This is a genomic window from Halococcus hamelinensis 100A6 (assembly GCF_000336675.1).
GTDB lineage: Archaea > Halobacteriota > Halobacteria > Halobacteriales > Halococcaceae > Halococcus > Halococcus hamelinensis.
Genome location: NZ_AOMB01000012.1, coordinates 1 through 24,268, shown reverse-complemented (window position 1 = coordinate 24,268; position 24,268 = coordinate 1). Strand labels below are relative to the sequence as shown.

General features: G+C 68.3%; 24 protein-coding genes and 1 other RNA gene. 10 read left to right on the top strand and 15 right to left on the bottom strand.

The features are described from left to right. Positions 1-289: 289 nt before the first annotated feature. Positions 290-2,359 (bottom strand): excinuclease ABC subunit UvrB, encoded by a 2,070-nt coding sequence (gene uvrB / locus C447_RS04605; protein ID WP_007691379.1) that lies wholly within the window; start codon positions 2,357-2,359, stop codon positions 290-292. A 398-nt stretch (positions 2,360-2,757) separates the two neighbouring features. Here uvrB and glmM point away from each other — a divergent pair, with 398 nt between their 5' ends. Next, positions 2,758-4,122, top strand: a complete 1,365-nt coding sequence (gene glmM, locus C447_RS04600; RefSeq protein WP_007691377.1) for a phosphoglucosamine mutase — start codon at positions 2,758-2,760, stop codon at positions 4,120-4,122. 1 nt (position 4,123) lies between these two features. On the opposite strand, the gene C447_RS04595 is transcribed toward glmM, so the two are convergent. Next, the gene (locus C447_RS04595) at positions 4,124-5,251 is read right to left on the bottom strand and encodes a DUF7118 family protein (RefSeq protein ID WP_007691375.1); all 1,128 of its coding nucleotides are present in this window, start codon (positions 5,249-5,251) and stop codon (positions 4,124-4,126) included. Beyond that, positions 5,244-5,627, bottom strand: a complete 384-nt coding sequence (gene hisI, locus C447_RS04590; RefSeq protein WP_007691373.1) for a phosphoribosyl-AMP cyclohydrolase — start codon at positions 5,625-5,627, stop codon at positions 5,244-5,246. The genes C447_RS04595 and hisI overlap by 8 nt, the downstream gene beginning before the upstream one ends. Before the next feature lie 179 nt (positions 5,628-5,806). On the opposite strand from hisI, the gene C447_RS04585 reads away from it, so the two are divergent. From C447_RS04585 to C447_RS04570, 4 genes are all read left to right on the top strand, one after another. Then, positions 5,807-7,027 carry an inorganic phosphate transporter gene (locus C447_RS04585; protein WP_044956123.1) on the top strand — a complete coding sequence of 407 codons (1,221 nt, stop codon included), beginning with the start codon at positions 5,807-5,809 and terminating at the stop codon, positions 7,025-7,027. Between the two features lie 113 nt (positions 7,028-7,140). After that, on the top strand, positions 7,141-7,320 hold the full coding sequence (locus C447_RS04580) for a hypothetical protein (RefSeq protein WP_007691368.1): 180 nt from the start codon (positions 7,141-7,143) through the stop codon (positions 7,318-7,320). A gap of 60 nt (positions 7,321-7,380) precedes the next feature. Next, positions 7,381-8,055, top strand: coding sequence for a uracil phosphoribosyltransferase (gene upp, locus C447_RS04575; RefSeq protein WP_007691367.1), 675 nt, complete (start codon positions 7,381-7,383; stop codon positions 8,053-8,055). A gap of 362 nt (positions 8,056-8,417) precedes the next feature. Further along, positions 8,418-8,756: a DsrE family protein gene (locus C447_RS04570; protein ID WP_007691366.1), complete on the top strand. Its 339-nt coding sequence runs from the start codon at positions 8,418-8,420 to the stop codon at positions 8,754-8,756. Between the two features lies 1 nt (position 8,757). On the opposite strand, the gene C447_RS04565 is transcribed toward C447_RS04570, so the two are convergent. Then, the gene (locus tag C447_RS04565; RefSeq protein WP_007691365.1) at positions 8,758-9,678 is read right to left on the bottom strand and encodes a TSUP family transporter; all 921 of its coding nucleotides are present in this window, start codon (positions 9,676-9,678) and stop codon (positions 8,758-8,760) included. Between the two features lie 242 nt (positions 9,679-9,920). After that, an RNA gene (rnpB, locus tag C447_RS04765) (RNase P RNA component) lies at positions 9,921-10,332 on the bottom strand. A 108-nt stretch (positions 10,333-10,440) separates the two neighbouring features. Here rnpB and C447_RS04560 point away from each other — a divergent pair. Then, positions 10,441-10,722 carry a hypothetical protein gene (locus C447_RS04560; protein WP_007691363.1) on the top strand — a complete coding sequence of 94 codons (282 nt, stop codon included), beginning with the start codon at positions 10,441-10,443 and terminating at the stop codon, positions 10,720-10,722. A gap of 40 nt (positions 10,723-10,762) precedes the next feature. Here C447_RS04560 and C447_RS04555 read toward each other — a convergent pair whose 3' ends face one another. The 3 genes from C447_RS04555 to C447_RS04545 all read right to left on the bottom strand — a co-directional run bounded on the left by C447_RS04555 (position 10,763) and on the right by C447_RS04545 (position 14,201). After that, positions 10,763-11,392, bottom strand: a complete 630-nt coding sequence (locus C447_RS04555) for a Yip1 family protein (RefSeq protein WP_007691361.1) — start codon at positions 11,390-11,392, stop codon at positions 10,763-10,765. A gap of 80 nt (positions 11,393-11,472) precedes the next feature. After that, the gene (locus tag C447_RS04550; protein ID WP_007691359.1) at positions 11,473-12,624 is read right to left on the bottom strand and encodes a nicotinate phosphoribosyltransferase; all 1,152 of its coding nucleotides are present in this window, start codon (positions 12,622-12,624) and stop codon (positions 11,473-11,475) included. A 35-nt stretch (positions 12,625-12,659) separates the two neighbouring features. Then, positions 12,660-14,201, bottom strand: a complete 1,542-nt coding sequence (locus C447_RS04545; protein ID WP_007691357.1) for an Hvo_1808 family surface protein — start codon at positions 14,199-14,201, stop codon at positions 12,660-12,662. A gap of 109 nt (positions 14,202-14,310) precedes the next feature. Between C447_RS04545 and C447_RS04540 the strand changes: the two genes are divergently transcribed. Continuing rightward, positions 14,311-14,880 carry a cysteine hydrolase family protein gene (locus C447_RS04540; RefSeq protein ID WP_007691349.1) on the top strand — a complete coding sequence of 190 codons (570 nt, stop codon included), beginning with the start codon at positions 14,311-14,313 and terminating at the stop codon, positions 14,878-14,880. Positions 14,881-14,919: 39 nt separating this feature from the next. On the opposite strand, the gene C447_RS04535 is transcribed toward C447_RS04540, so the two are convergent. Then, entirely contained in the window at positions 14,920-15,381 is a 462-nt protein-coding gene (locus tag C447_RS04535) for a PaaI family thioesterase (protein WP_007691348.1), read from the bottom strand. Positions 15,382-15,464: 83 nt separating this feature from the next. Between C447_RS04535 and C447_RS04530 the strand changes: the two genes are divergently transcribed. Next, entirely contained in the window at positions 15,465-15,896 is a 432-nt protein-coding gene (locus C447_RS04530; protein WP_007691347.1) for a DUF4385 family protein, read from the top strand. A gap of 281 nt (positions 15,897-16,177) precedes the next feature. Here C447_RS04530 and C447_RS04525 read toward each other — a convergent pair whose 3' ends face one another. Further along, positions 16,178-17,044: a hypothetical protein gene (locus C447_RS04525; RefSeq protein WP_007691346.1), complete on the bottom strand. Its 867-nt coding sequence runs from the start codon at positions 17,042-17,044 to the stop codon at positions 16,178-16,180. Positions 17,045-17,095: 51 nt separating this feature from the next. Between C447_RS04525 and C447_RS04520 the strand changes: the two genes are divergently transcribed. Both C447_RS04520 and C447_RS04515 read left to right on the top strand, forming a co-directional pair. Then, on the top strand, positions 17,096-17,767 hold the full coding sequence (locus tag C447_RS04520; RefSeq protein ID WP_007691345.1) for a lipoate--protein ligase family protein: 672 nt from the start codon (positions 17,096-17,098) through the stop codon (positions 17,765-17,767). Positions 17,768-17,791: 24 nt separating this feature from the next. Beyond that, the gene (locus C447_RS04515) at positions 17,792-19,078 is read left to right on the top strand and encodes a dihydroorotase (protein WP_007691343.1); all 1,287 of its coding nucleotides are present in this window, start codon (positions 17,792-17,794) and stop codon (positions 19,076-19,078) included. A 127-nt stretch (positions 19,079-19,205) separates the two neighbouring features. On the opposite strand, the gene C447_RS04510 is transcribed toward C447_RS04515, so the two are convergent. The 5 genes from C447_RS04510 to C447_RS18735 all read right to left on the bottom strand — a co-directional run. Next, positions 19,206-19,550 carry a DUF7268 family protein gene (locus C447_RS04510; RefSeq protein WP_007691342.1) on the bottom strand — a complete coding sequence of 115 codons (345 nt, stop codon included), beginning with the start codon at positions 19,548-19,550 and terminating at the stop codon, positions 19,206-19,208. 3 nt (positions 19,551-19,553) lie between these two features. Beyond that, positions 19,554-20,528, bottom strand: coding sequence for an ABC transporter permease (locus tag C447_RS04505; RefSeq protein ID WP_007691341.1), 975 nt, complete (start codon positions 20,526-20,528; stop codon positions 19,554-19,556). Between the two features lie 28 nt (positions 20,529-20,556). Continuing rightward, on the bottom strand, positions 20,557-21,609 hold the full coding sequence (locus C447_RS04500) for an ABC transporter permease (protein ID WP_007691340.1): 1,053 nt from the start codon (positions 21,607-21,609) through the stop codon (positions 20,557-20,559). Positions 21,610-21,648: 39 nt separating this feature from the next. Beyond that, positions 21,649-23,382 (bottom strand): ABC transporter substrate-binding protein, encoded by a 1,734-nt coding sequence (locus tag C447_RS04495; RefSeq protein WP_007691339.1) that lies wholly within the window; start codon positions 23,380-23,382, stop codon positions 21,649-21,651. A 73-nt stretch (positions 23,383-23,455) separates the two neighbouring features. Next, the coding region (locus C447_RS18735) for an oligopeptide/dipeptide ABC transporter ATP-binding protein (protein WP_007691338.1) at positions 23,456-24,268 on the bottom strand (813 nt) is incomplete at its 5' end.

Sequence of the window (24,268 nt, the reverse complement as noted above, 5' to 3'; positions counted from 1 at the left end):
CGTAGAGGCCCGGACACACGATTTTGATTCTGTTCAGTGTCTTCGCCGTGGGCGGTGCGCTCGGGATCATCTATCGGATACTGAGACGGAACACGCTACGGGAGATGCGATTCCACTGGTATCGAGCATGGCCGTTCTGGGTGGGTTCGTCGCCACGGTCGAGCGATCCCTTTCGCTCGGGACGTTCTTAGTCGTGCTCGCGGTGAGTTCGGCGCTGTGGTCTCCGTGGGTCTCGAATAACGTGAACGGAGCGGACGGCGAGTGAGAGCCCAGATACCCGATCCGACGGTCAGAACTCGGCTTCCGGGGGAATGCCCTCTTCCGGCGGCACACCGTCCTCGCCCGCGAGGTCGAACTCCACCCGGAGTTTCCGGATCCGATCGCGGATGTCGGCGGCGAGCTCGAACTCGAGGTTGCCGGCGGCCTCGTCCATCCGGTCTTCGAGGTCGGTGACGAGTTCGCGGGCCTCGTCCGTCGAGTCGGGTTCGAGGTCCGTCGTGCGGGCGGTGTCGGTCTCCGAGCCCGGGAGGTTGGTCTCGCTGACCTCCTTCTCGATGGTTCGGGGCTCGAAACCGTGTTCCTCGTTGAACTCGGTCTGGATCTCGCGGCGGCGCTGGGTCTCGTCGATCGCCGAGCGCATCGAGTCGGTGACGTCGTCGGCGTAGAGGACGACCTCGCCGTTGACGTTCCGTGCGGCGCGACCCATCGTCTGGACGAGGGTGGTCTCGGAGCGTAGGAAGCCCTCCTGGTCGGCGTCGAGGATCGCGACGAGGGAGACCTCGGGGATGTCGAGGCCCTCCCGGAGGAGGTTGATCCCGACGAGCACGTCGAACTCGCCGAGGCGGAGTCCGCGGACGAGTTCGTGGCGTTCGAGGGTGTCCGTCTCGTCGTGCATGTACTCGACGGCGACGCCGGCCTCCTCGAGGTACTCGGTGAGGTCCTCGGCCATCCGTTTGGTGAGGGTCGTCACCAGCACGCGCTCGTCCCGTGCGGTGCGGTCGTTGATGCGTTCGAGGAGGTCGTCGATCTGTCCCTCGACCGACGAGATGGAGACCTCGGGGTCGACGAGGTGGGTCGGGCGGACGATCTGTTCGACGATCTGCTCGGAGTGCTCGTGTTCGTAGTCGCTCGGCGTCGCGCTGACGAAGAGGGTTTGACCCGTGCGTTCGGCGAACTCGGGATAGCGGAGCGGGCGGTTGTCGTAGGCAGTCGGGAGTCGGAAGCCGTTCCCGACCAGCGAGTCCTTGCGGGACTTGTCGCCGCCGAACTGGCCGCGGATCTGGGGCACCGTCTGGTGGGACTCGTCGATGACCGTGAGAAAGTCGTCGGGGAAGTAATCGAGGAGCGTGGCGGGCGCGTCGCCTGGTTCGCGGTCCGAGAGGTGGACGGAGTAGTTCTCGATGCCGGAGCAGTAGCCCGTCTCGCGGAGCATCTCGAGGTCGAAGGTGGTGCGTTCCTCGATGCGCTGGGCCGCCACGAGGTCGTTGTTGCGCTCGAAGTACGAGACGCGTTCCTCCATCAGGCCCTCGATCTCGTTGATCGCGGTGTCGAGGGTGTTCTCGGGGATCGAGTAGTGTTCCGCGGGGTGGATCAACACGGCGGGTTCGTCGCTCTTGACCTCCCCCTCCAAGGGATCGAGCTTCGAGAGGCGGTCGATCTCGTCGCCCCAGAACTCGACGCGGACGGCAAAGCGGCCGTACATCGGGAAGATCTCGACGGTGTCGCCGCGCACGCGGAAGGTCCCCTGGGTGAAGTCGACGTCGTTGCGCTCGTAGTTCAGGTCAACGAGGCGTTTCAGGAGGTCGTCGCGGTCGATGGTGTCCCCGACGTCGAGTTCGAGGCTCATGTCGATGTAGTTCCGCGGGTCACCGAGGCCGTAGATGGCCGAAACCGAGGCGACCACGATGACGTCGTCGCGGGTCAGGAGCGAGCGCGTCGCGGAGTGGCGGAGGCGGTCGATCTCGTCGTTGATCGAGGCGTCCTTGTCGATGTAGGTGTCGCTGGCCTCGACGTAGGCTTCGGGCTGGTAGTAGTCGTAGTAGGAGACGAAGTACTCGACGGCGTTGTCGGGGAAGAGGTTTCGAAACTCGTCGTAGAGCTGTGCGGCGAGGGTCTTGTTGTGGGCGATGACGAGGGTGGGTTTCTGGATCTCCTCGATGACCCACGAGACGGTGTTCGTCTTGCCCGAGCCCGTGACCCCGAGGAGGGTCTGGGCGTCCATGCCGTCGAGGAATCCATCGGCGAGCTTCTCGATGGCTTCGGGCTGGTCGCCCGCGGGGTCGAAGGGGGCCTCGACGCGGAACGGGCGGTCCGCGCCGGGACGGTCCGGCTGGAGCGGGCCCGACTGGGTATCACTCATTGTGTGTGGAAGGGGTTGGAGGCACTTGACGCGCTCGCCCGGTGCAATTCGTGGCTCGGAATCCAGCGGCGGGAGTGCGGTCGCCGCACCCGGTAGCGGTGTGGGTGGCGGCGGTGCGGCAGCCGCGGAGCGGTCCGCGGTTGGCGGTCGCGGAGCGGTTTGTGGTGGCAGTACTGGTTGTGGAGCCTGGTGGATGAAGGGCGAACGAACCCCGAAGGGGTGAGCGAGGGCTTCTGCGGAAGCGGTCGCGGAGGTGTCCGCGCGAGCGGAGCGAGCGCGGTTTGCGAGCGGGAGTTTTTGATCCACCTTTTTGCAAGCGGGGGTCGCCGGAGGCGACCCCCCGCAGTAAAAAGGTGGGGCGGAAGGAATTTGGTGGTCGGCTTCACACCCCCACTCGAATGAGACTGTTCGGGTCGAGCGGGATTCGAGGGACCGCGAACGAGGAGGTGACGCCGGAGTTCAGCCTTCGAGTCGCGATGGCGGTCGGCACGGTCGTCGGCGGGGGACGGGTGGCGCTCGGTCGGGACACACGCGCGAGCGGGCCGATGCTCGCGGACGCGGTCGCGAGCGGGCTGGTGAGCGTCGGCTGTGACGTCGACCGGTTGGGCGCGTTGCCCACCCCCGCCGTCCAGTGTTACGCCGAGGCGGAGGGGGTGCCGGCGGTGGTGATCACCGCCTCGCACAACCCGCCGACGGACAACGGGATCAAGCTCGTCGGCCCCGACGGGGTCGAGTTCCCGATCGAGCGCCTCGAACGCGTCGAGGACGTACTGGCGGCCGAGGAGTTCGACCGCGCCCCGTGGAACGAGACCGGCGACTCGCGACAGGTCGAGGGCGCGCGGCGGCGCTACGTCGACTCGGTCGTGGATGCCGTGGCACGCGAGCGGATCGCGGCGGCGGACCTGACGGTGGCGCTCGACCCCGGCCACGGGGCGGGCGCGCTCACGAGCCCGGGGATCTTCCGCGAACTCGGCTGTCGGGTCGTCACCGTCAACGCCCAGCCCGACGGGTCGTTTCCGGGTCGGGACCCCGAACCGGTCCCCGACAGCCTCGGGGACCTGAAACGGCTGGTACGCGCCACGGACGCCGACGTCGGGGTCGCCCACGACGGCGACGCCGACCGTGCGGTGTTCGTCGACGAACACGGCGCGGCCATCACCGGCGACGCGAGCCTCGCGGCGCTCGCGGCGGGTGCGCTCAGCCCCGGCGACAGGACCGTCTCGGCGGTGACGGTCTCCCAGCGGCTCGTGGACGTCGCCGACCGCGTCGATGCCGGCCTCGAACTCACGCCCGTCGGGAGCACCCGGATCGTCTCGCGGATCCGCGACCTCCAGCACCAGGGCGTCTCGGTTCCCGTCGCGGGCGAGGGCAACGGCGGCGTGCTGTTCCCGGAGTACCGGCTGGCGCGCGACGGCGCGTACACCGCCGCACGGTTCCTCGAACTCGTCGCCGAGCGCCCCGCGAGCGCGGTGATCGCCGACGTCGGCGGCTACCACAACCGTCGGACCGCGGTCGAGTACGACGGCGACGCGGAGCGCGAGACCCTGCTCGACGCGGCGGCGACGTACGCCGACGCGAGCCCGGGCGAGCTCGACGCCACCGACGGCTACCGGCTGAACTTCGGGGACGCGTGGGTGCTGGTTCGCGAGAGCGGGACCGAACCGAAGATACGGATCTACGCCGAGGCGCGCGAGAACGACCGGGCCGAACACCTCGCGACGGACGTCCGGGAGGCGCTCGAAACCGCGACGACGAAGTGTTGAATCAGGGGCCGGGATGCGCCGCGAGCGCCTCGTCGAGCCGGTCGCGTTCGGCGCGGGCGGCCTCCAGGTCGCTTTCGACCGTGCCCTCGGCGAGTCGGGTTCGTTCGGCCTGCGTGAGGCTCTCGCGTGCGACGGCGGCGCGTCGAAGCCGGTCGTAGCGGTCCGTTTCGGTGGTCTCACGGAGCGAGCGGAGCCGTGCGACCGTCGATTCCGGCCCGAACCGACCCACGACGGCGACCAGTTCGCGGAGCCGGTAGCGGAGCACCCCGGCGGTCGGCGGCGGCCACGACACCGTGAGCGGCTCGGCGTCGAGGCCGTCGAGATAGCTCCGGTTGACGACGACGTGGCGTCTGAACTCGTCCGGGTTCTCGACGTAGTGGTCGAGCTTCGAGGCCGAGTAGTCAGCGTACTCGACGAGGGTGGCGAGCGGTTCGGCCCCGACGGGGCTCGATTCGACGTAGCGCCGGAGGTCGGTCGGGGGCGGCTGGAACGACACCAGCGGGTAGTGACGGGTCGTGCCGACGAATTCGAGTAGCTGGCGGGCGCTCGCTTCGTGTCGAAACGCGTCGAAGGCCTCGCGAACGCGCTCGTTGTAGGCCTCGATCGGCTCGCGGAGGTCGCTGGTCGGCGCGTCGAGGTCGACCGCGGCGAGGTCGGAGAGCCGTTCGAGGTCCGCGACCTTACGTTCGACCTCCTCGCGTCGGTTCGCCACCCGCCGTCGCGCCTCGCGGTAGCGCTCGCGTTCGGCGTCGCGGTCGTCGAGCACGCCCACGAGCTCCTCGACCGGCGCGAGCGCGTCACGGGCGGCGGCGAAGTCGCTCGTCGAGAGCCGTCGCTTGTCGAAACGTTCGTTCGCGGTCTCGAACGCCCCGCGGCGCGGGAGGTCGTCGTCGAGACCGTCGACGAGCGAGTCGAACGACTCCCGGAACTCGATGAACCCCTCGAAGTCGCCGGTCCCCGTGGCGCGGTCCTCGTACTTGTCGAGCAACGTCGTCGCGCGGTCGTAGGCGTCGGCGACCGCCCGGAGGTCGGCCTCGCCGTGGTCGGCGACCCGTTCGACGGCCGCGTCGTACGCCTCGTGGGCGGTCGCTAGGGTCGCCGTCGGGTCGCGGTGGGTCGTCTCACTCATAGACGGCGTCGGGGTCGAAGACGCGTTCGCCGACCACCTCACCGTCGAGCGTGCGATAGAAGCAGCTCTCGAAGCCGGTGTGGCACGCCCCGCCCGCCTGGTCCACGAGGTAGAGCACGGCGTCGCCGTCGCAATCGACGCGAACCTCCTCGATACGCTGGACGTGGCCGCTCGACTGACCCTTCTGCCAGAGCTCGTCGCGCGAACGCGAGTAGTAGTGACCCAGCCCCGTCTCGCGGGTGCGCTCGATCGCGTCCGCGGAGGCGTGGGCCACCATCAGGACCTCGCGTGTCTCGGCGTCCTGAGCGACCACCGTGAGGAGCCCGTCGGGGCCGAACTCGAGGTCGGGCGTGGCGACCGAATCCGTTCGGCTCATGGTCCTATCTTCGGTCTCGCGCTCATAGGCTTTTTGCGTTCGTGGACACCGTTCAGCCGACCGACAAGGGTTTTCGCTCTCGGGTGTACCGAGTAGTACATGATATTTCGACGACCGGTCGTCGGTGCGAAACGTGACCCGCCGGGCGATACGGGACGCGCACGGCGCGGGAGCCCGGGATGACCGTCGGCATAGTATTACAGAGTTCGACGTCGCTGGTCGTGGTCGGGGTGGCGGTGCTCGCGAGCTTCGGGATGGCGTGGGCGCTCGGCGCGTCCTCGAACTCGCCGCCGTTCGCGCCGGCGGTGGGGGCGAACGCGCTCCCGACGATGCGCGCGGCCTTCTTCATCGGCGTGTTCGCGGCGCTCGGCGCGGTCGCCCAGGGTGGCAGCATCTCGCAAACGGTCGGCCAGGACCTCATCGACGGCGTCTCGATCACGCCGCTCGCGGCCGCCGCGGCGCTGTTGACGGCGGCGGCGTTCATCGCGGTCGGGGTGAGGACGGGCTATCCGATCCCGGCGGCGTTCGCCACCACCGGCGCGGTCGTCGGGGCGGGGCTGAGCCTCGGCGGTGCCCCGGCGTTCGACACCTACACGCGGCTGGCGTCGTTCTGGATCGCGGTGCCGTTCGTCTCGGCTACGATCGCCTACGGCACCGCGACCCTCCTCCGACGGGACGACATCCCCGAGGAGGTCGGCGTCCCGGCGCTCGCGGGCCTCGTCGGGGCGATCCTCGCCAACGTCCGGCTGGCGGTCTTCCCGGGTCCCGAAGGCCAGGGCACCCTCGCGGGGTTCGTCTCGCGGCGTGTGGGGAGCGGCCCGGAGCTCGTCGGGGGCTACGACGTCGTCAGCGTGGTCGTGAGCCTCGTGTTCGGCGCGGTCGTCTTCCTCGCCCTCCGTCGTCGAATGCAGGCCTCCGTCGACGCCGGCATCCGGGGCTTTCTGATCGGTCTCGGGGCGGTCGTGGCGTTCTCGAGCGGCGGGAGCCAGGTCGGGCTCGCGACGGGTCCGATCGAACCGCTGTTCGACTCGATGGGGACGCCCGCGGTCCTGCTGCTCGGCCTCGGTGCGGTCGGCATCCTGCTCGGGGCGTGGATGGGGTCGCCGCGACTGCTCCAAGCGGTCGCCCGAGAGTACTCACAGCTCGGCGTCCGGCGATCGATCGCCGCGCTGATCCCGGGGTTCATCATCGCCCAGGTCGCCATCGCGCTCGGGATCCCGATCTCGTTCAACAACATCATCATCTCGAGCGTGATCGGGAGCGGCCTCGCGGCGGGGTCGGCGGGCACCTCGATGCGGAAGATCGGCTTCACCGTCGTCGCGTGGCTCGTCTCGCTCGTCGGGGCCGGCGTCGTCGGCTTCGGTCTCTATTGGCTGTTGGCGCTCGTCACCGGGGCATGAGACGGAACTGCAGCCGATTTTCGAGGACGGGCAGGATCGGTCCGGACGTCCGTGTCGCCGAGTATCGACAGGAGCGGAACAGAGCTAAGTCCGCGGGGTCACGAACCCGAACGATGGCCACCGACGGCGACATTCGAGTACTCATCGCGATCGACCTCGTGCTCTCGGCGGTCTTTTCGACCCTCGTAGTCCGGGGGCTCTCGCTCGTCGGCAGCCTCGCCTTCTCGTGGCTCACCGTCGGTTTCGCCACCCTCCTGCTCGCGCTCGTGACCTACCTCGCGGTGCTCCGGTAACCCATCCCGAAGGCGCGCCGGACGGGTGAACTTATACGCGCTCGGATGGCGCATCAATTCATGCCCATCGTCGAACGCGACTCCGCCTCGCTCATCACGCACGCGCTCGCGCGCGACACGCTCTCGCGCCTCCGAAGCGTCGAAACCGAACAGGTCGCCTTTCGGAAGGGGCTCGTGAAACTCGGTCGTATCTGTGGCTACGAGGTCATCGACGGCGCGATGGAGACCGAGTACGTCTCGATCACCACGCCGCTGGAGGAGACCACCGGCGAGCGGGTGAAAGGGCTCGACGACGTCGTGATCATCAACGTCCTCCGGGCGGCGACGCCGTTCGTCGAGGGCCTGCTGAAGGCGTTCCCGCGGGCGAAACAGGGCGTCATCAGTGCTGGCCGCGACGAAAGTGCAGGAATGAACGACGAGGGCGAGTTCCCGATCACCATCGACTACACCAAGCTCCCCGAGATCACCGAGAAGGACACCGTGATCGTCGCCGACCCGATGCTCGCCACCGGTTCGACGATGTGTACGGTGCTCGACCACGTCCTCTCCGACGCCGACCCCGAGCGCCTCATCGTGCTCTCGGCGGTCAGCGCGCCGCCCGGCCTCCTCCGAGTGGGGGAAGCCTACCCCGAGGCCGACCTCCTGACGGTGAGCATCGACGACCACCTCGACGAGAACGGCTTCATCGTACCCGGGCTGGGCGACGCCGGCGACCGCGCGTTCCGCACGAAGTAGTCGGTCTCGACGCACGCCGAACCCCTTGGTTTCGTCTGGAGAAACGGGCCGAAGAGCGACTGGTTCGTGCGTTCTCGACGACCCGTGTCAGCCGTTTCCACGGAGGATTCGGGGAAGAATTCGACCGACGGCGCGGGGGTTGCGAGACGTGAGTACTGTGGTGTGCAGGCCGTGTGGCCGGGTGCGGGGCAGGCAAGTGCCCGGGTTTCTAGGTGCGGGGTAGGCGGGTGCTGTGGGTGCGGTCGCAGTCGTGTCGTCCGTCCCTATCAGCAGGTCCGTCCCTGTCATCGGGTCCGTCCGTCACCGGATCCGTCCCTCGCAGCATCGAACGGTTTGAACCGATAGCGGTCGTCGTCCCCGTCGTGAACGTCGTCTTCCATCACTCGAACGACGATCCCGAGCTCCACGCACGCGTCACGAACAACGTCGCGAACCTCCTCGACGACTCCACGGTCGAAACGGACGCGGTCGCACTGGTCGCCAACAGCGGCGGGCTCCGGTTGCTCGTCGCGGACTCGTCACAGCGCGAGGCGGTCGAAACCCTCCAAGAACGAGGCGTCGTCTTCAAGCAGTGTCGGAACACCTTCGCCGGGACCGAGGTCGGGGAGGACGACCTCATCGACGGCGTCGAGGTGGTCCCATCGGGCGTTGGCGAACTCGCTCGCCTTCAGGAAGCCGGTTACGCTTATCTCCGGCCCTGAATCAGAGGAAGAGCGCCGGTACCGTCTTCCGGAGGATGTTGAGCGCGATCACCACGAGCAGCGCGACCACGAACCAGTTGAACTTGGTCTCGTCGACCTCCAGCCGTCGGAGGTAGGTGCCGAGGAGGAGGCCGACGATGGTGACGACCGCGATCGCACAGCCGAGCCAGAGCCGGTAGGGCGTCATGAGCCCGTCGGCCACCATCACGAGGATCCGGACCGTGAAGATCGCCCCGAGCACCATCGAAAGCCCGCCGATGTAGCGTTCGGTGTCGCGCTCGAAGGTGTGGTAGTACGCCGGCAGGAGCGGCCCGAGGTTCGAGACCGCGAGCAGAAAGCCCTCCAGCGCGCCGGCGGTCCCGAGCCCGACCGGGTGGTGGGCCTCCTCGACCGTGAGGAACCCGCCGAAGATCTCGAAGAGCGCGTAGCCGAGGATGACCAGCGCGATGACGAACGGCACGATCGGGCCGGCGCTGTAGGTGCTGAGGGCGACCACGCCGACGACCGCGCCGGCGACCGCGAGCGCCATCAGCACCCACTCCTCGCGGACGAAGTCGAGGCCGGTGTCGGTCTCACCCACCTGGAAGACGTTGATCATCCACGGCGGGATCGCGAGCACCACCACGGCGAGCGTCGGGTCGACCACGCTCGCGAAGATCGGGGTCGCGACCAGCGCGTAACCGAACCCGAGCATCCCCTTGATCGCACCCGCGAGGACCGCGACGCCGAGAAAGAGCACGAGGAGTACGGGCGAGACGTCCGCCTGGATGCCCTGGGTGACGTTCTCGATCCCGGGGAAGAACACGACCGCACCCGCGAGCACGGCGAGGGTCGCTACTGTCATCGTGACCTCGCGGTACCGCAACGCGGTGAGGTTCTTCAGGAACTGTTCGACGTCGACTGTTGATCCGGTGGTAGCCATTTGGTGAATCACTCAGGTGAACCGGCGACCGCGGCCGGCGTGCCGCGCTGGTGTCCGATAGGCCCCGGACACGGATAATGCGGGTGTCGTCGGTGAGCCCTGCAGCTATGCGTTTCGTCGGCGGTCGGCGGTATCCGACGGATGGCGGCGACTGGGGGCTCGAAACGGTCGTTCTCCCGAGAGCGCGCGTCGCAAAACGGGACAAAGATCGCCGGTTCGTGGCCGTCACTCGCGACGTGAGTGGCTGAGAGGAGTACGCCCCCTTCTGTTCGTCCCGGCATTCGGCTATGCGTCCGCGCCCCTGCCGGGCTACCGTGCGGCGCGTGCCGCGTGGCGCGGACTTGCACCGGCGAGGATTCGCCGTTCCATCCGTTCTCCACCGTCGGCGGCGTCGGTCGCCGCACGATCCTCGGTTGGTCAACTCCCCGTTGCTTTCTCGGCGGCTGCCTTCTGCGCGGGGTTCGCGAGCAGGAGGGATGTCCCTCCCGCACCTCATCGGTCGGGTGGAGGGGTCTCGTTGCTGTTCCAGAGCCGACGGTCTCCCGCCCCGGGGTCGCCCCGGTCGCCCGCCCGGCGGTGGGGGGACGTTCCTCGCGTGCGGGCCGGCGCGACGAGTCCGCGCCGGCCCGCCGCGGTGGCCGAGCTCTCTCTGCCAGTTGGTGGTTCTCGGCGGGCGAGTAAAACCGTTCGGACGTCGGCCGCCGGCCCCGAGGGACCAGAGCGGACAATTAATTGATAACAGAACGCTCCGAACCGGGCGCGGTGGGCGATAAAGGAACTGACCTCGTGCTGGTGACTCTCCGAATACTCGGTGGGTTCCTCGCCGTGCTGGCGATGGTCGTCGGCAACGGCGGACAGCGCATGACGATAGCCGTCGCCGGGGTCGTCGTGCTCGTCGCTTCGGTACTCGGATTCGCCGGGGTGCGCCGGATTTCGAGGTCCCGTATCAACTGGCTCGTCGTGCTGCTCCTCCTTGTCGTTCTAATCGTGGACGGAATCCTCCATCCAGCCGTTCCGCCGGTTGGGATACCAGCCGGGAGATAGAGCCACAGTCATCCATCTAGAATCCTATGAGGTCGGAATCTCAGAACACGTTCGTCATGGAAACCACCGCACTGCCGACGCTCAAGAACAGTGCCACCGCGACCGGAATTCCGACGACCACAACCGCCCGGCGCAACGGGAGATGATGGGTTCGCCGGACCCCGAACAGCCAGATGACCGCCTGCCAGAGCGTGAACACGAGTCCGAAAGCGTTCAGCAGGAGCATCGAGTGGCCTGAGGTGCTCGCTCTGACCCCGCTAAGGAAGGCGAAGGTCGCGACACCGTTGCCGCCGCCGTAGGCGAGGTATCGCATGACGGGATCGAGAAGACCCACGAAGACGACCGGGACGAAACCCCACGCCGTGACCTTGAACGTGGTGTCGAGCGAGCCGTTTCCACCAAGTACGGACGAGAGGAGGTGGAACGTGCCAGTGTAGAGGCCACATTGGAGGAGTAGCCATCCGAACGAGATCGGTGCATTCAGCAGGATACTGAGGACGACGAAGGGACCAGTACCCATTCCACTGCCCGGTATGGAGATCAACAGCACCAGCGTCGAGAAGACCGACGCGAGCCCCGCAAGGATCAGAACCAGAAGCGGCTGCAGCAGCGTGAGCTCGTCGCGCTCCCGGAAGAAGCGGTCGGGGTCGAAAAACACGTTCCGGACCATGGAACGGGCACGCGGATCCGCTTCTTATGGATTGCTATCGATTCCGAAAGAAACCGTGTCGGTGGAGCGACCGTGAACAGTTAGTCCGTCCCGAATCCCACGCGCTCGGCGTCCTCTCTCGCTCGTTCGGCCGCCGCGTCGAGGTCGAACTCCCGGACGACCTCGCCGTCGCGGACCAGCGGTTCCAACAGCGGCTCGCCCTCGGCGTCGTGGTCGGCGAGCGCGACGTGGTGGCCGCCGTCGGGCGTCCGATAGACCTGCTTTCTCCCCGAGAGCTTCCCGCGTTTCGAGACGGGTTCGCCGTCGATCTCGACGATATCGAGCGCGAAATCGACGGGGTCGGCGTTCGAGACGTAACTCCCGACGCCGAACCCGTCCGCGACGTCCCGGAGGTCGCGGAGCGTCTCGGGGTCGAGACCGCCGCTGGCGAAGAGGCCGACGTCCTCGCGGCCCCGGACGTCGAGCGCCCAGCGCACCTCGCGCAGGATGTGTCGGAAGTCCCCGCGGCGCGAGCCCGTGGTGTCGATCCGGACGCTGTCGAGGTCCTCGCCGAGCGCGTCGGCCGCCCGGAGGGTCTCGTCGACCTCGTCGGTGTAGGTGTCACACAGCGCGATCCGGGGGACGGACTCGGGTGCGGCCTCGTCGAAGGCGACCCACGCGTCCTCCTGGTTCCCCTTCCCGAAACAGATCACGAGCGCGTGGGGCATCGTGCCGCTGGCCTCGCGCTCCAGGATGTCGCCCGCCGCCACGTGCGAGAAGCCGTCGAAGCCCGCCACGAGGGCGCTCCGCTCGACGACCGCCGCGATCGAGGGGTGAACGTGGCGCGCGCCGAAGCTCAACAGCGAGGAGTCGGGGGCCGCCAGCCGCGCCCGAAGCGCGCTCGTCGCCATTCCGGAGGGGTGCGAGAGAAACCCCAAGAGCGAGGTTTCGAGCCGAGCGAACTCGAGGTACGGCCCCTCGACCCGAAGCACCGGTCCGCCGTCGAACAGTTGGCCCTCACGGAGGGCGTCGACGTCGATGGCCAGGTCCGAGAGGAGGCGGGCGGCGTCCTCGATGCCGGCGAAGACCTCGAACTCGCCGGTCGGAAACTGGTCGGCGGTGACTTCGGCGACCACCGTCGGGTTCTCGCCGACGTGGTCGAGCGTCTCGACGGTCCGTTCGAAGTAGGCGTCGGTGGCGCGGCCCTCGCGGATGGCGGCGGGCGGGACGATGTCGAACTCGGCGTCGGACATGCACGAACTCCTCGGGGGAGGTGGAAAAGCGTTCGTTACCCGGCGGCGTGGACGTCGTTCAGGTCCCCGGTCTCGGGCGCGTTGACGATGGTGACGGTGTCTCCGTCCCGCGTGACCCGGAAGGCGTCGCTGTAGGGGCTGTCGTCACGGACCACCCAGACGTCCCCGCTTCCCGATTCCGGTTCGCCGCCCCAGTGTGAGAGGAGGTCGTGGTAGCCGTCGACGAACTCGCGGGCCTCGGCGGGCGAATCCCACGCGAGCGTCCAGACGTAGCCCGTCTCGTTACCCTTCCGATAGACCGCCATCCGGTCGCCATCCCAGCCGTTGGTGTAGTTGAACCCGTAGTTGAACGGGTCGCTGGTGTTGACGCTCCCGGCTTCGAGGTTGAGGAACGTCCCCGGCGCGACGACCGAGGAGTCGTTGTAGTCGTCGTAGAGCGTCGCGCCGAAGGTCGCCGCGAGCGCCGACTGACCGAGCACGGCGTAGTCGGGCCGGCCCGGCGGACGCACCCGCTCCCAGCCGTTGGAGGTGCTGTTCGTGACCGTGAGGTTGGTGGGAGGGTCGGTGCCGTACTTCGCGGGGTGGATCACCTGCTCGGCGCTCGCCGGGAGGTCGTCGTAGGCCGCGTTCACGCGTTCCCAGCCGCCGTGCGAACGGAGGTAGCTCACGAACGCGGGCCCGTCGGCGTACGGGAAGTACGAGAGGATGTAGACCCCCAGGTCGAGGCTACTGGTGCTGTCGCCGCCCCCGCTGGTGGCGGTGCCGGCGCTCCCGGCCGCGGCCTGGGTACACTGCCACTCGGCCTCACAGGCCGCGTCGTACTGGTCCTCGATGTAGTTGGCGTCGCCCTCGATCAGCCCGTTCCGGGCGTTGTAGGCGTCCCGGGTCGCGGGGTTCGACGACGAGAGGTTGAACTGCTGGTCTTGGAGCGCGTGGGTCAGCTCGTGGGCCAGCGTCGAGGGGTCGATGTCGGGGGTGGCCGTCGGCGAGACCACGACGATCGAGTCGTTCGCCGGGCTGTAGTAGCCGAGGACGTTCTGGCCGCGGTTCGACTGCTGGACCGCGAGCGAGTTGCGGTCCTCGCCGACCAGGAACAGCCCCTCGAACTTCGCGTTGTCGAACGTCCGGAAGGCCGCCGAACGACCACCGCCATCGCCGGTCGACCGGCTGTAGTCGGCACGGGAGATGACCTCCACCGGCACCGACTGCGTGAATTCGAGCCCTCTGATCCGCTCGACCCGCGCCATCGTGACGTTGACGAGCGCGGCGCGCTCGCTCGCGTTGTAGCCGTCGTCGGTCGTGACCGCTATCGATTCGTTGTACCAGTAGCCACCCTCCCACCCGAGCGCGTCGTTCGCGGGGTCCGGGGGGATCGTGCCCGCACTGGCTGCGCCCGTGTTGCCGTTAGGACCGCCCGTGTTCCCCTCGGCCGCTCCGCCCGTCGTTCCGTCCCCCTCCGTCATCCCGCTCGAACCCGAGGTGGGAGCGGAGGCGTTGGGACCGCTACCGAGGAACGGGACGCTGCAGCCGGCGAGAACCACCAGCGCGACCACGGGGAGAACGGCGACGGCTCGCATACGATAGCGATGTGACCGGCGGGCAAAAAACGTCCGACTGCGGCGACCGACGGGGAGCACCCCTCACCGGCGCGAAAAGACCTTTGCCCGCATCGTGGGTAGTGGAACCATGGAGTTCGACCCCGACCGGACCGCCGTCGTCGTCGTGGATATGCAAAACGGGTTCTGTCACCCGGACGGGAGCCTCTCCGCCCCCGCCAGCGAGGACGTGATCGATCCGATCGCCGACCTCGTCGCGGATGCCCGGGCGGCGGGTGCGAAGACGGTGTTCACGCGCGACGTCCATCCGCCGGAGCAGTTCGCGGGGAACCACTACTACGACGAGTTCGAGCGCTGGGGCGAGCACGTCGTCGAGGGGTCGTGGGAAGCCGAAGTCGTCGACGAACTCGATGGCGAAGCCGACCACGTCGTCGAGAAACACACCTACGACGCCTTCCACGACACCGAACTGGAGGGGTGGCTACGAGCGCGCGGGGTCGACGACCTAGTGATCTGTGGGACGCTCGCGAACGTCTGCGTGCTCCACACCGCGGGCAGCGCCGGACTGCGGGATTTCAGACCCGTTCTCGTTTCGGACGCCATCGGGGCCATCGAGGACGCCCACCACGAGTACGCGCTGGACCACGCCGACTGGCTGTTCGGGGAAGTCACGGAACGCGCCGACGTCGAGTTCGTCTGACCGACGGGGCGTCGCGTCGATGACCACTGGGTTTGCGGTCTACGACCGGAACAGCCGGTAGGCACCCTGGCCCGTCGCCACGGGTTTGGACTCGCCATCGGGGGCCTCGCTCTCGACGGTGACGGTGGAGACGCCGACGCTCGACCCGGCTCTGACGACCGCCGCGGTCGCGGTGAGGTCGCCGCCGGCGGGCCGGAGGTAGTTGACGTTGAGGTTGATGGTCGCCACGCCGCCGTTGAGCGGGTCGTCGAGGTGGGGTCGGAGCGCGATCCCGCCCGCGGTGTCGATGAGGGTCGCGGCGATGCCGCCGTGGACCTGGGCCGGGTCGTCGCCGTCGCCCGGCCGTGAGTTCGAGAGCTTCTCGTCGAAGGGGACCGACAGCACGAGCGTGTCGTGGGTCATCGACTCCACGGTCGTCCCGAGCCACGAGAGGTAGCCGTGGTCGTCGATGAACCGCTGGAGGAGCTCCGTCATCCCGTCGGGAACGTCGGCGTCGCTCATGTCCACTCGTCGCCGGCGAGCGGTTTGTAGCCACCGATGACCGCAAGCGACACCGTGAGGCGTGGCCGGTACCAAGCGTGGGTATGACCGACGGCCCCGAATACGATACCGACTTTCGCGAACACCCCGAGGAGTACGAGGTCGGCCGCGGCGAGGAGGGCGTGTTCAAGGTCGAACCCTACAAGAGCGAACTCCTCGACCTGTGGGGCTATGCCGACCGCGAAACCGCCGACGAGGCCGGGACGGCCATCGACGCGAAGTATCGGGAGTACCGCGAGGACAGTGATTTTCCGGGGATGGACATGGCGCGGAAATATTTGCAGATGGGGTACACCCGAGCGATGCGCTACGCGCGGTATCCGGGTGGGCAGAAATATGAAGACGGGACGGAGCGCGATCCCGAGAAGTGGGTCGACCACGACAAACGCGAGGCCGCGCTGGTCTACGAGGTCTGGTGGGAGCGAGTGGCGAACGACGAGGTGTATCAGCGAGCGAAAGCCGAGCATCGAGAGTGAGGGTGAGCCGGTGCATTCGATTGGCACGCGGTGAACAGCACGATTGACGGCAATTGAACCGCACTCACCCGACACAAGTGAGAACCGCAAACCGCCCCGCCCCGCGACAGCCACGAACCTCCCCAACCGACTGCGCTCCTCGCTCGTTTCACTCGCTCCGGTGCTCATCCCTCGCACAATGTCCGCGGTCGTGGGTTCACCTCCGTTCACCCACGACCGCGAGCGCGCGCCACAGCATCCGAACCGCCTCCGCACCACAAACGGAACGCACCGCAGTGGTGTCACCCAAGCCGGATCGGGTCGTCCGTGGGCCGGAGGTCGACCTCGATACGGTCGCCGACGGCGAACGCGTGGCCGGGACAGACGAGTTTCGCGCCAAAGGCGGGGTCGCGAGCACAGCACAGCGAGAGCCCGGTGATCGGCTCGTCGTTGGTGAGGATTTCGAGCGGGTCCCACGTCACGTTTCGGCCCTCGGTGGTTCCGACTCGCTGGCCGAACAACGAAACCGGTCCGTCGCGTTCCCCGAGCGCGCCGCCGCCCGCGTAGTGGACGAGCCCGCCGTCGAGCACCCGTCCCTCGTCGCTCGCGATGCCGACGAACCGCTCGCCCGGCGCGGGGTGGGCGGGCGCGTCGAGGACCGCGTAGGTCTCGCCCGTCTCGACCACCCGAGCCGAGCCGTCCCAGTCGAGCGCCTCGACCTCGATTTCGGGTTCGAGCGCCAGCGACCCGCTCGCGCGGTAGGGGTTCTCGCCGGGGTCCCGGAGTTCGAGGTGGACGTGGTTGTCGACCCACGGCGCGAAGAAGCCCGCGCGGACGAGGCTCCCGAGCGGGTCGCCGACCTCGATCGTGTCCCCGGGGTCGACCCCCGGCTCGACGTGGAGGATCCGGGCGACGTGCGCGCCGGTGTCGACCAGGATCAGATGGTCGTGGTCGGGCGCGTAGGGTTTCGGCGGTGCGCGCACGGTCCGGGTTTCGAGCACCTCGCCCGCGACGGGTGACGGTGCGGACGAGGACCCCTCGGCGGGACCGAGCCCCGTATTGGGATAGAGGTCGACCGCGTGCCCGCGGTCGTGGGCGGTGTACGGCGAGTTGTAGAGCGAGAAGCGCGCGTACTGCGAGAGGACCTCGGCTGGAAGGGGCACCGCCATCGACGACGGGAGGACCCGCGGGCGTTTAGCCCTCCCGCCCCTGGAGGAACCATGCGAGTCGTCGAGGGGCGGGCCGAGGACATCGACGCCGACAGGGCCCGAACCCGGGAGCTGTTCGAGCGCACCGAGCGGACCGGCGAGCCGGCGGTCCGAGTCTGGACACCCCACCGTCAGGTCGCGTTCGGCCGGCGCGACACACGAGAGGACGGCTACGAGGACGCGAAACGCGCCGCCGCGGACCACGACTTCCCGGTCGTCGAGCGCTCCGTCGGCGGCCGGGCGGTGGCCTACACCGGGACCACGGTGGCCTTCGCACGCGCCGAACCCGTCGATGGGGGGATCACCGAACGCTACGACCGCGCGACGGCCGACCTCCGGGTCGCCTTCGAGCGCCTCGGGGTCGACGCCCGCCCCGGCGAACCACCCGACTCGTTCTGTCCGGGATCGCACTCGCTCCAGGCGAACGGAAAGGTCGCGGGCCTCGCCCAGCGCGTCACCGGCGAGGCCGCGCTCGTCGCGGGTATCGTCCTCACCCGCGACGCGAAGGAGGTAGCGGCGGTGCTCGAACCGGTCTACGCCGCGCTCGACGTCCCGTTCGACCCGGAATCGGTGGGCAGCGTCGAGCGGGCGGGCGGGGAGAGCGACCCCGAAATCGTCACACGGGCAGTCGAAGCGGCGCTCGCCGAGGGCGACGACGAAGCGGCCGACGACCGGGAGGCTTAGGCCCGCGGACGCGGTGGCTGCGGTATGCTCATCACGAACGCGCGGCTCGCCGACGGCCGCCGGTGCGACGTCCGCGTCGACGGCGAGCGGATCGCCGCCGTCGAGGGCGGGCTCGACACGCACGCCGACGAGCGCGTCCTCGATGCCGACGGCGACCTCCTCCTCCCGGGGATGATCGACACCCACGTCCACTTTCGGGAGCCGGGATATCCCGAAAAGGAGACCTGGGCTACGGGAAGCCGGTCGGCGGCGGCGGGCGGGGTCACCACGGTCGTCGACCAGCCGAACACGGAGCCGCCGACGGTCACGGGGAACGCCTTCGATTCGAAGGCCGAGCGCGCGGCCGACTCGCTCGTGGACTTCGGGCTCAACGCCGGTGTCACGGCCGACTGGAAGCCCGACGAACTGTTTGCCCGGCCGGTGTTCGCGCTCGGCGAGGTGTTCCTCGCGGATTCGACGGGCGAGATGGGTATCGACGCCGACCTCTTCGCGACGGCCGTCCGCGAGGCCGCCGACCACGACGTTCCCGTGACCGTTCACGCCGAGGACGCGACCGTGTTCGACGGGAGTGCGAAGGAGCGCGACGACGCCGACGCCTGGAGCGCCTACCGAACGGCCGAGGCCGAGGCCATCGCCGTCGAGCGCGCGTGTGCCGTCGGTCGGGAGGTCGGGTCGGGAGTACACATCGCCCACACCAGCACGCCCGAGGGCGTCGATGCCGCGAACGAGGCCGGGATGACCTGCGAGGTCACGCCCCACCACCTCCTGCTCTCGCGCGACGACCTCGACGACCTGGGGACCTTCGGCCGGATGAATCCCCCACTGCGGAGCGAGGAGCGCCGGGCCGCGGTCTACGACCGCGTTCGGGATGGAACGGTCGACGTGATCGCGACCGACCACGCGCCCCACACCCGCGCCGAGAAGGACGCGGGCATCTGGGACGCCCCGAGCGGCGTGCCAGGCGTCGAGACCGCGCTGGCGCTCCTACTGGAGGAAGCGCGGCAGGGACGGCTGGACTACGAACGCGTCCGCGACCTCACGGCCACGAACCCCGCCGCCGTCTTCGACCTCCCGCGGAAGGGACGGGTCGAGGCGGGCCGGGACGCCGACCTCGTGCTGGTCGACCCCGGCTCGCCGCGCGAGATCCGTGGCGAGGAACTTCGCTCGAAGGCCGGCTGGACCCCGTTCGAGGGCTGGAACGGCGTCTTCCCGAGATGGACGATGGTTCGGGGGGAGATGGTCTACGAACGGGACGAGGACGGGGAGCGGTTCGGCGAGGCGGGCGGCGAGAACGTTCGTCTCAGTCGGTGAGAGCCGAGACGAGTAATACCAGACCGACGGCGACCGATACCACACCGGCCCCGAGGAGGATCGGATGGCTCATCGATCGAGGGAGGAACGTCCACCGGATAACGGTTCGTCGGGGCGGCCATCCCGCTCACCCGATGGCGACCGTCGTCACGACGACGCCGACCATCACGCCCACACCGAACCCCGAGACCCGTGTCATCGCACGCCGGGAGTCGGCCTCGGTCCAGTCGGTGTCGGCGTCGAGGTACGCCTGAAGCGATTCGACCCCGCGACCCGCGAGCACCGACCCCGACCAGCCGAGCACGCCGAAACCGAGCACGAGCGCGCCGACCGCGAACGTCTGTGTGCTGGCGAAGTCGAGGGGTCTGACGACCGTGAGCCCGAGCACGGCGAGGCCGCCGGCGACGACGCCGGCCGCCGCGGCGGTACCGAAAAGGCGGGTTCGAACGAGGAGCCAGTCCTGGTGGCTCATCCCTCAGTCGATGGCCTCGCGCATCCGGGGGTCGAGCGCGTCGCGCATCCCGTCACCCAGCAGGTTGAACCCGAGCACCGTGAGCGCGAGCAGGAGCCCGGGGAAGAACGACCACCACCACTGGCCGGTGAGCAATCCCTGGTCCACGCCGTTCGAGAGCATCAGGCCCCACGAGGGCGTGCCGGTGGCCGCGCCGAACCCGAGGAAGGAGAGCGCGGCGAGGTCGATGATCGCCAGCCCGAAGTTGAGGGTGCTCTGGACGGTGATGGGCGCGAGACAGTTCGGCAGGATGTGCCGGACGATGATCCGGGGGCTCGTCGCGCCGAGCGACTCGGTGCCGTCGACGTACTCGTCTTCGAGCACCGCAAGCGCCGCCCCGCGGATCACGCGGGCGAACCGCGGGGTGTAGACGAGCGTGAGCGCCGCGACCGCCCGCCAGAGCCCGAGGTCGTCGGGGAAGATCGCCACCAGCGCGAGCGCGAGCAGGAGCGACGGAAACGCGAGCAGGACGTCCATCGTCCGCATCACGACGTTGTCGGTGACGTCGCCGAAGTAGGCCGCGACGATCCCGAGTCCCACGCCGGCGACCGTCGAGATCCCAACCGTGATCGTGCCGTAGAGCATGGCGTACCACGCGCCGTAGAGCACGCGCGGGAAGATGTCGCGAGCCTGGCCGTCGGTGCCGAACGGGTAGTCCAGGAAACCGACGGGCTGGAGGGTCGCACTCGGGTTTCCGAAGATCTGGACCCACCAGCCGGGTGCCTGACGCGGCGGGTTCTGCCCGAACTGGGTGAGCGAGATGGCTTCGAGGTCGACGAACAGCTTGGCGTAGAGCGCGACCGCAACCATCACGACGATGATCGTGAGCCCCGCGAGCGCCAGCCGGTTCGAGAGGAGGTCCGAGAGGAACGGCGACGCCCGAAGGCGGTCGAAGAGCCCCCGCGACCGGGTGGCACCCATCTCGGATTCGGTGCTCATCGCGTCCCCCCCGTTTCGGTCGCTGCGGTCATTGCTGGATCCTCGGGTCGAGCACGGAGTAGGTGATGTCGACGCCGAGGTTCACGAGCGTGAAGAGGAACGCGAACACCAGCACCGTCCCCTGCACCACGGGATAGTCGCCGACCTCGATCGCCTGCACCAGGAGGGTGCCGATGCCGCCGATCCCGAACACCGTCTCGGTGAGCACCGCGCCGCCGAGCAGCGAGCCGAACTGGATCCCGATCACGGTGATCACGGGGATCAACGCGTTCCGGAGCCCGTGTTTCATGATCGTGATCTTCGCGCCCTGGCCCTTCGCGCGGGCGGTTCGCATGTAGTCCTGCCTGATGACTTCGAGCATCGACGACCGCATCATCCGCGAGATCAGCGCCATCGAGTAGATCCCGATCGTGAGCGCCGGCAGGATCATGTGGTTCACCGCCGAGAAGAACGGCGCGAAGTTCGCGGGGTCGAAGCCGCTCACGACCGTTTGCTGGACGCCCTGCACGAAGGTATCCACGGTGATCAACCCCGTGATGGGCTCGATCGAGAAGGCCTGGGAGTCGATCCGGCCGCTGGTGGGGAGCCAGCCGAGCACCTGCGAGAACACCAGGATGACGAGCGGGCCGCTCCAGAAGATCGGGATGCTGATCCCGGAGAGCGCGCCCACCCGCGTGAGGTGGTCGGTGATGGTGTCCTGGTTGACCGCGCTGACGATCCCGAGCGGGATCCCGAGCAGGATACCGATGAGCTGGCCGTAGAAGGCGAGCTCGATCGTCACCGGGAGCTTGTTGGCGAGGATCGTCGTCACCGGCGTGTTGCGCTGGATGGTGTACGACTGGCCGAGGTCGAACTGGGCGACGTCGGCGAGGAAGCGGCCGTACTGCACCCAGATCGGGTCGTTGAGCCCGAGCTGCTGTTCGACCTGATTGACGAACGCCTGCGAGGCGCGCTGGCCCGCGATCACCCGCGCGGGGTTGCCCGGCGAGAGCTGGAGGATGGCGAAGACCACCGTTGCCACCCCGAACAACACCGGGACGAGCAACAACAGACGCTTGACGACGAAGCGCACCGAAACCATCAGGCGGCCACCCCGTAGAGCGCGTGTTCACCGCGTGGCTCACCCATCGAGCGTGACGAGGTTGAGGTAGGGCCCGCTGATCGCGGCGGGGGTGTAGTTGCTCACGCGGTTCGAGACCCCGCGAAGCTCCTTCGCGTAGTCGAGGTAGACCCACGGTGCCTCGTCGTGGGCGATCTGGCTGGCCTGTTTGTACTTCTTCTTCCGGGTGGCCGTGTCGTAGGTGGACTGAGCGTCGCCAACGAGCGTCATGTACTGCCGGTTGGCCCAGCCCGAGACGTTGGAGGTGTTGTAGCCCTCGGTGTCGAAGCTCACCCAGTCTTGACCCTGCGTGAGCTTGTCCTCCTCGACCTGCGGGTCCAGGAGGACGTACATGAAGTTGTCCGGGTCGGCGTTGTCGGTGTACCACCCGAGGAAACACGCGTCGTGCTTGCCCTCCTGGGTGTAGGTCAAGAACGGGTCGAACGACATCTGGTTGACCGAGACCTCGATCCCGACCTCCGAGAGGTTCGATTTCACCGTCTGGGCCGTCGGCAGCGGCGAGGGGTTGTAGCCCCGTGGGTTCTTGAACGTCGAGAGCTCGAAGCTGAAGCCGTCGCCGTAGCCCGCCTCCTCCAGCAGCGACTGGGCTTTCTCGGTGTCGTACGCGTAGGGGTCGATGCTCCCGTTGTGCCCCATCACGTTCGGCGGCAGCGGCTGGGAGGCCTGGTTCGCGAAGCCCGAGTAGATGTTCTCGACGATCGCCTTGGTGTTGATCGCGTAGCTGATCGCCTGGCGGACCTTCTTGTCCTGGAACGGCTTCACGCTCGCCATGTTGAACGCCATGTAACCGACGTTGATACCGTCGATCTGGCGGAGTTCGGCCGCGTCGGCCGACTGGAGCTGCTGGGAGGACTGGGCTCCCAACCCGTCGACGATGTCGACCTCGCCTTCGGCCAGCGACTGCGCACGCGTCGAGTTCTGACCGATGGTCTCGAAGACCACGCCGTCGACGTTCGGGCCCTCACCCCAGTACTGCTCGTGGGGCGACAGCCGGATGACCTCGTTCGCGTCGTCGAGGTTCTCGAGGCTGAACGGTCCCGTCCCGACCGGCTTCGTCGAGAGGTCGCGCTCGGACTCGATGGCCTTCTTCGAGTGCACCGACGCCGCGAACATCGCGAGGTTCCGGAGAAACGGCGCGTACTTCTGGGTGAGTTCGATCGTGAGCTTGTTCTTGCCCTTCGTCGAGATGTCGTCGATCCAGTTGCCGAGCGTGAACGGCCCGTAGCCCGAGACGTAGTCGTCGCCCGGGTAGTACTGATAGCTCGAATCCGTAAAGCGCCGGTAGGTCGCAACGAAGTCGTCGGCAGTGAATTTCTCGCCGTTGTCGAAGACCGCGTCCGTGCGGAGCGTGAGGGTCGCGGTCGTTCCGTCGAGGCTCCAGTCGGTCGCGAGCCCGTTGGTGAGCGTCGACTTCCCCGGTTTGAAGTTGATCAGGGTGTCGTAGATCTGTTCGGTGACCTTCGCGACCTCGCCGCTGGTGGAGTTCTGCGGGTCGAGCGTCGCGGAGTGGCTCCCGCGAGCGTAGGCGAGGGTGTTGGAACCGCTCCCGCCACCGCCGCCACCGCTGTTGTTTCCACCGCCACCGCCGCTCCCGTTCCCGCCGCTCCCGTTTCCACCGGAGCCGTTGCCGCCGGACCCGCCGCCACCCATACAGCCCGCGACCGCCGCTGCGGCCGCCGCGCTTCCGGCGATCTTGAGGAAGGAGCGTCTATCCCGTTCGCTATCGTCTGGCATACGCCTACTGATGACAGGGGGCTAATAAGGATACCGGTAAATGTTGCGTGTCGTCGAGGTCCGGTCTGGGGGTTCAGTCGTCGTGGAGGTGACACGCCGCGGGGTGGGCGCTATCGCCGAGGGTCGGCCGTTCGCGCTCGCAGACGCTCTCGAAACGCTCGCGGAGGAGGGCGCCCGCCCCCTCGAAGTCGTCGTCGGCCACGCGCTCGAAGGACGCTTCGACGACCGACCGCGAGTCGGGGTCGAGCCCGTCCGCGTGGTCGAACAGCTCGTCCCAGAGCGCCCGCGTCGGCACGCCGCCATCGGTCGCGACCTCCCCGCTCGCCGCCGCCTCCGCCCGGACGTCGGCGACCGATATCGACTCGTCCGCGACGCGCTGGCGGTAGTCCATCACCTCGCGGTAGGTCTCCTGGGCGATATCGAGGTCGTCGGGCGGGATCACGGACGGACACCGGGTGTGGAACCGACAGCCCGAGGGCGGGGTGATCGGGCTCGGGACGTCGCCTTCGAGCACCGTCCGGTCGGTATCGGTCGTCGGGTCTGGTTCGGGGATCGACGAGAGCAGCGCTCTGGTGTAGGGGTGCTTCGGGTCGTCGAAGAGGTCGGCCGTCTCGGCCACCTCGACGACCTCGCCGAGGTACATCACCGCGATCCGGTCGCAGATGTGCCGGACGACCGAGAGGTCGTGGGCGATGAAGAGGAAGGTGAGGCCGAACTCCTCCTGGAGGTCCTCGAGGAGGTTCAGGATCTGGGCCTGCACGCTCACGTCGAGCGCGCTCACCGGCTCGTCACAGACGATGAACTCGGGGTCGACCGCGAGCGCCCGCGCGATCCCGACCCGCTGGCGCTGGCCACCCGAGAACTGGTGGGGGTATCGGTAGTAGTG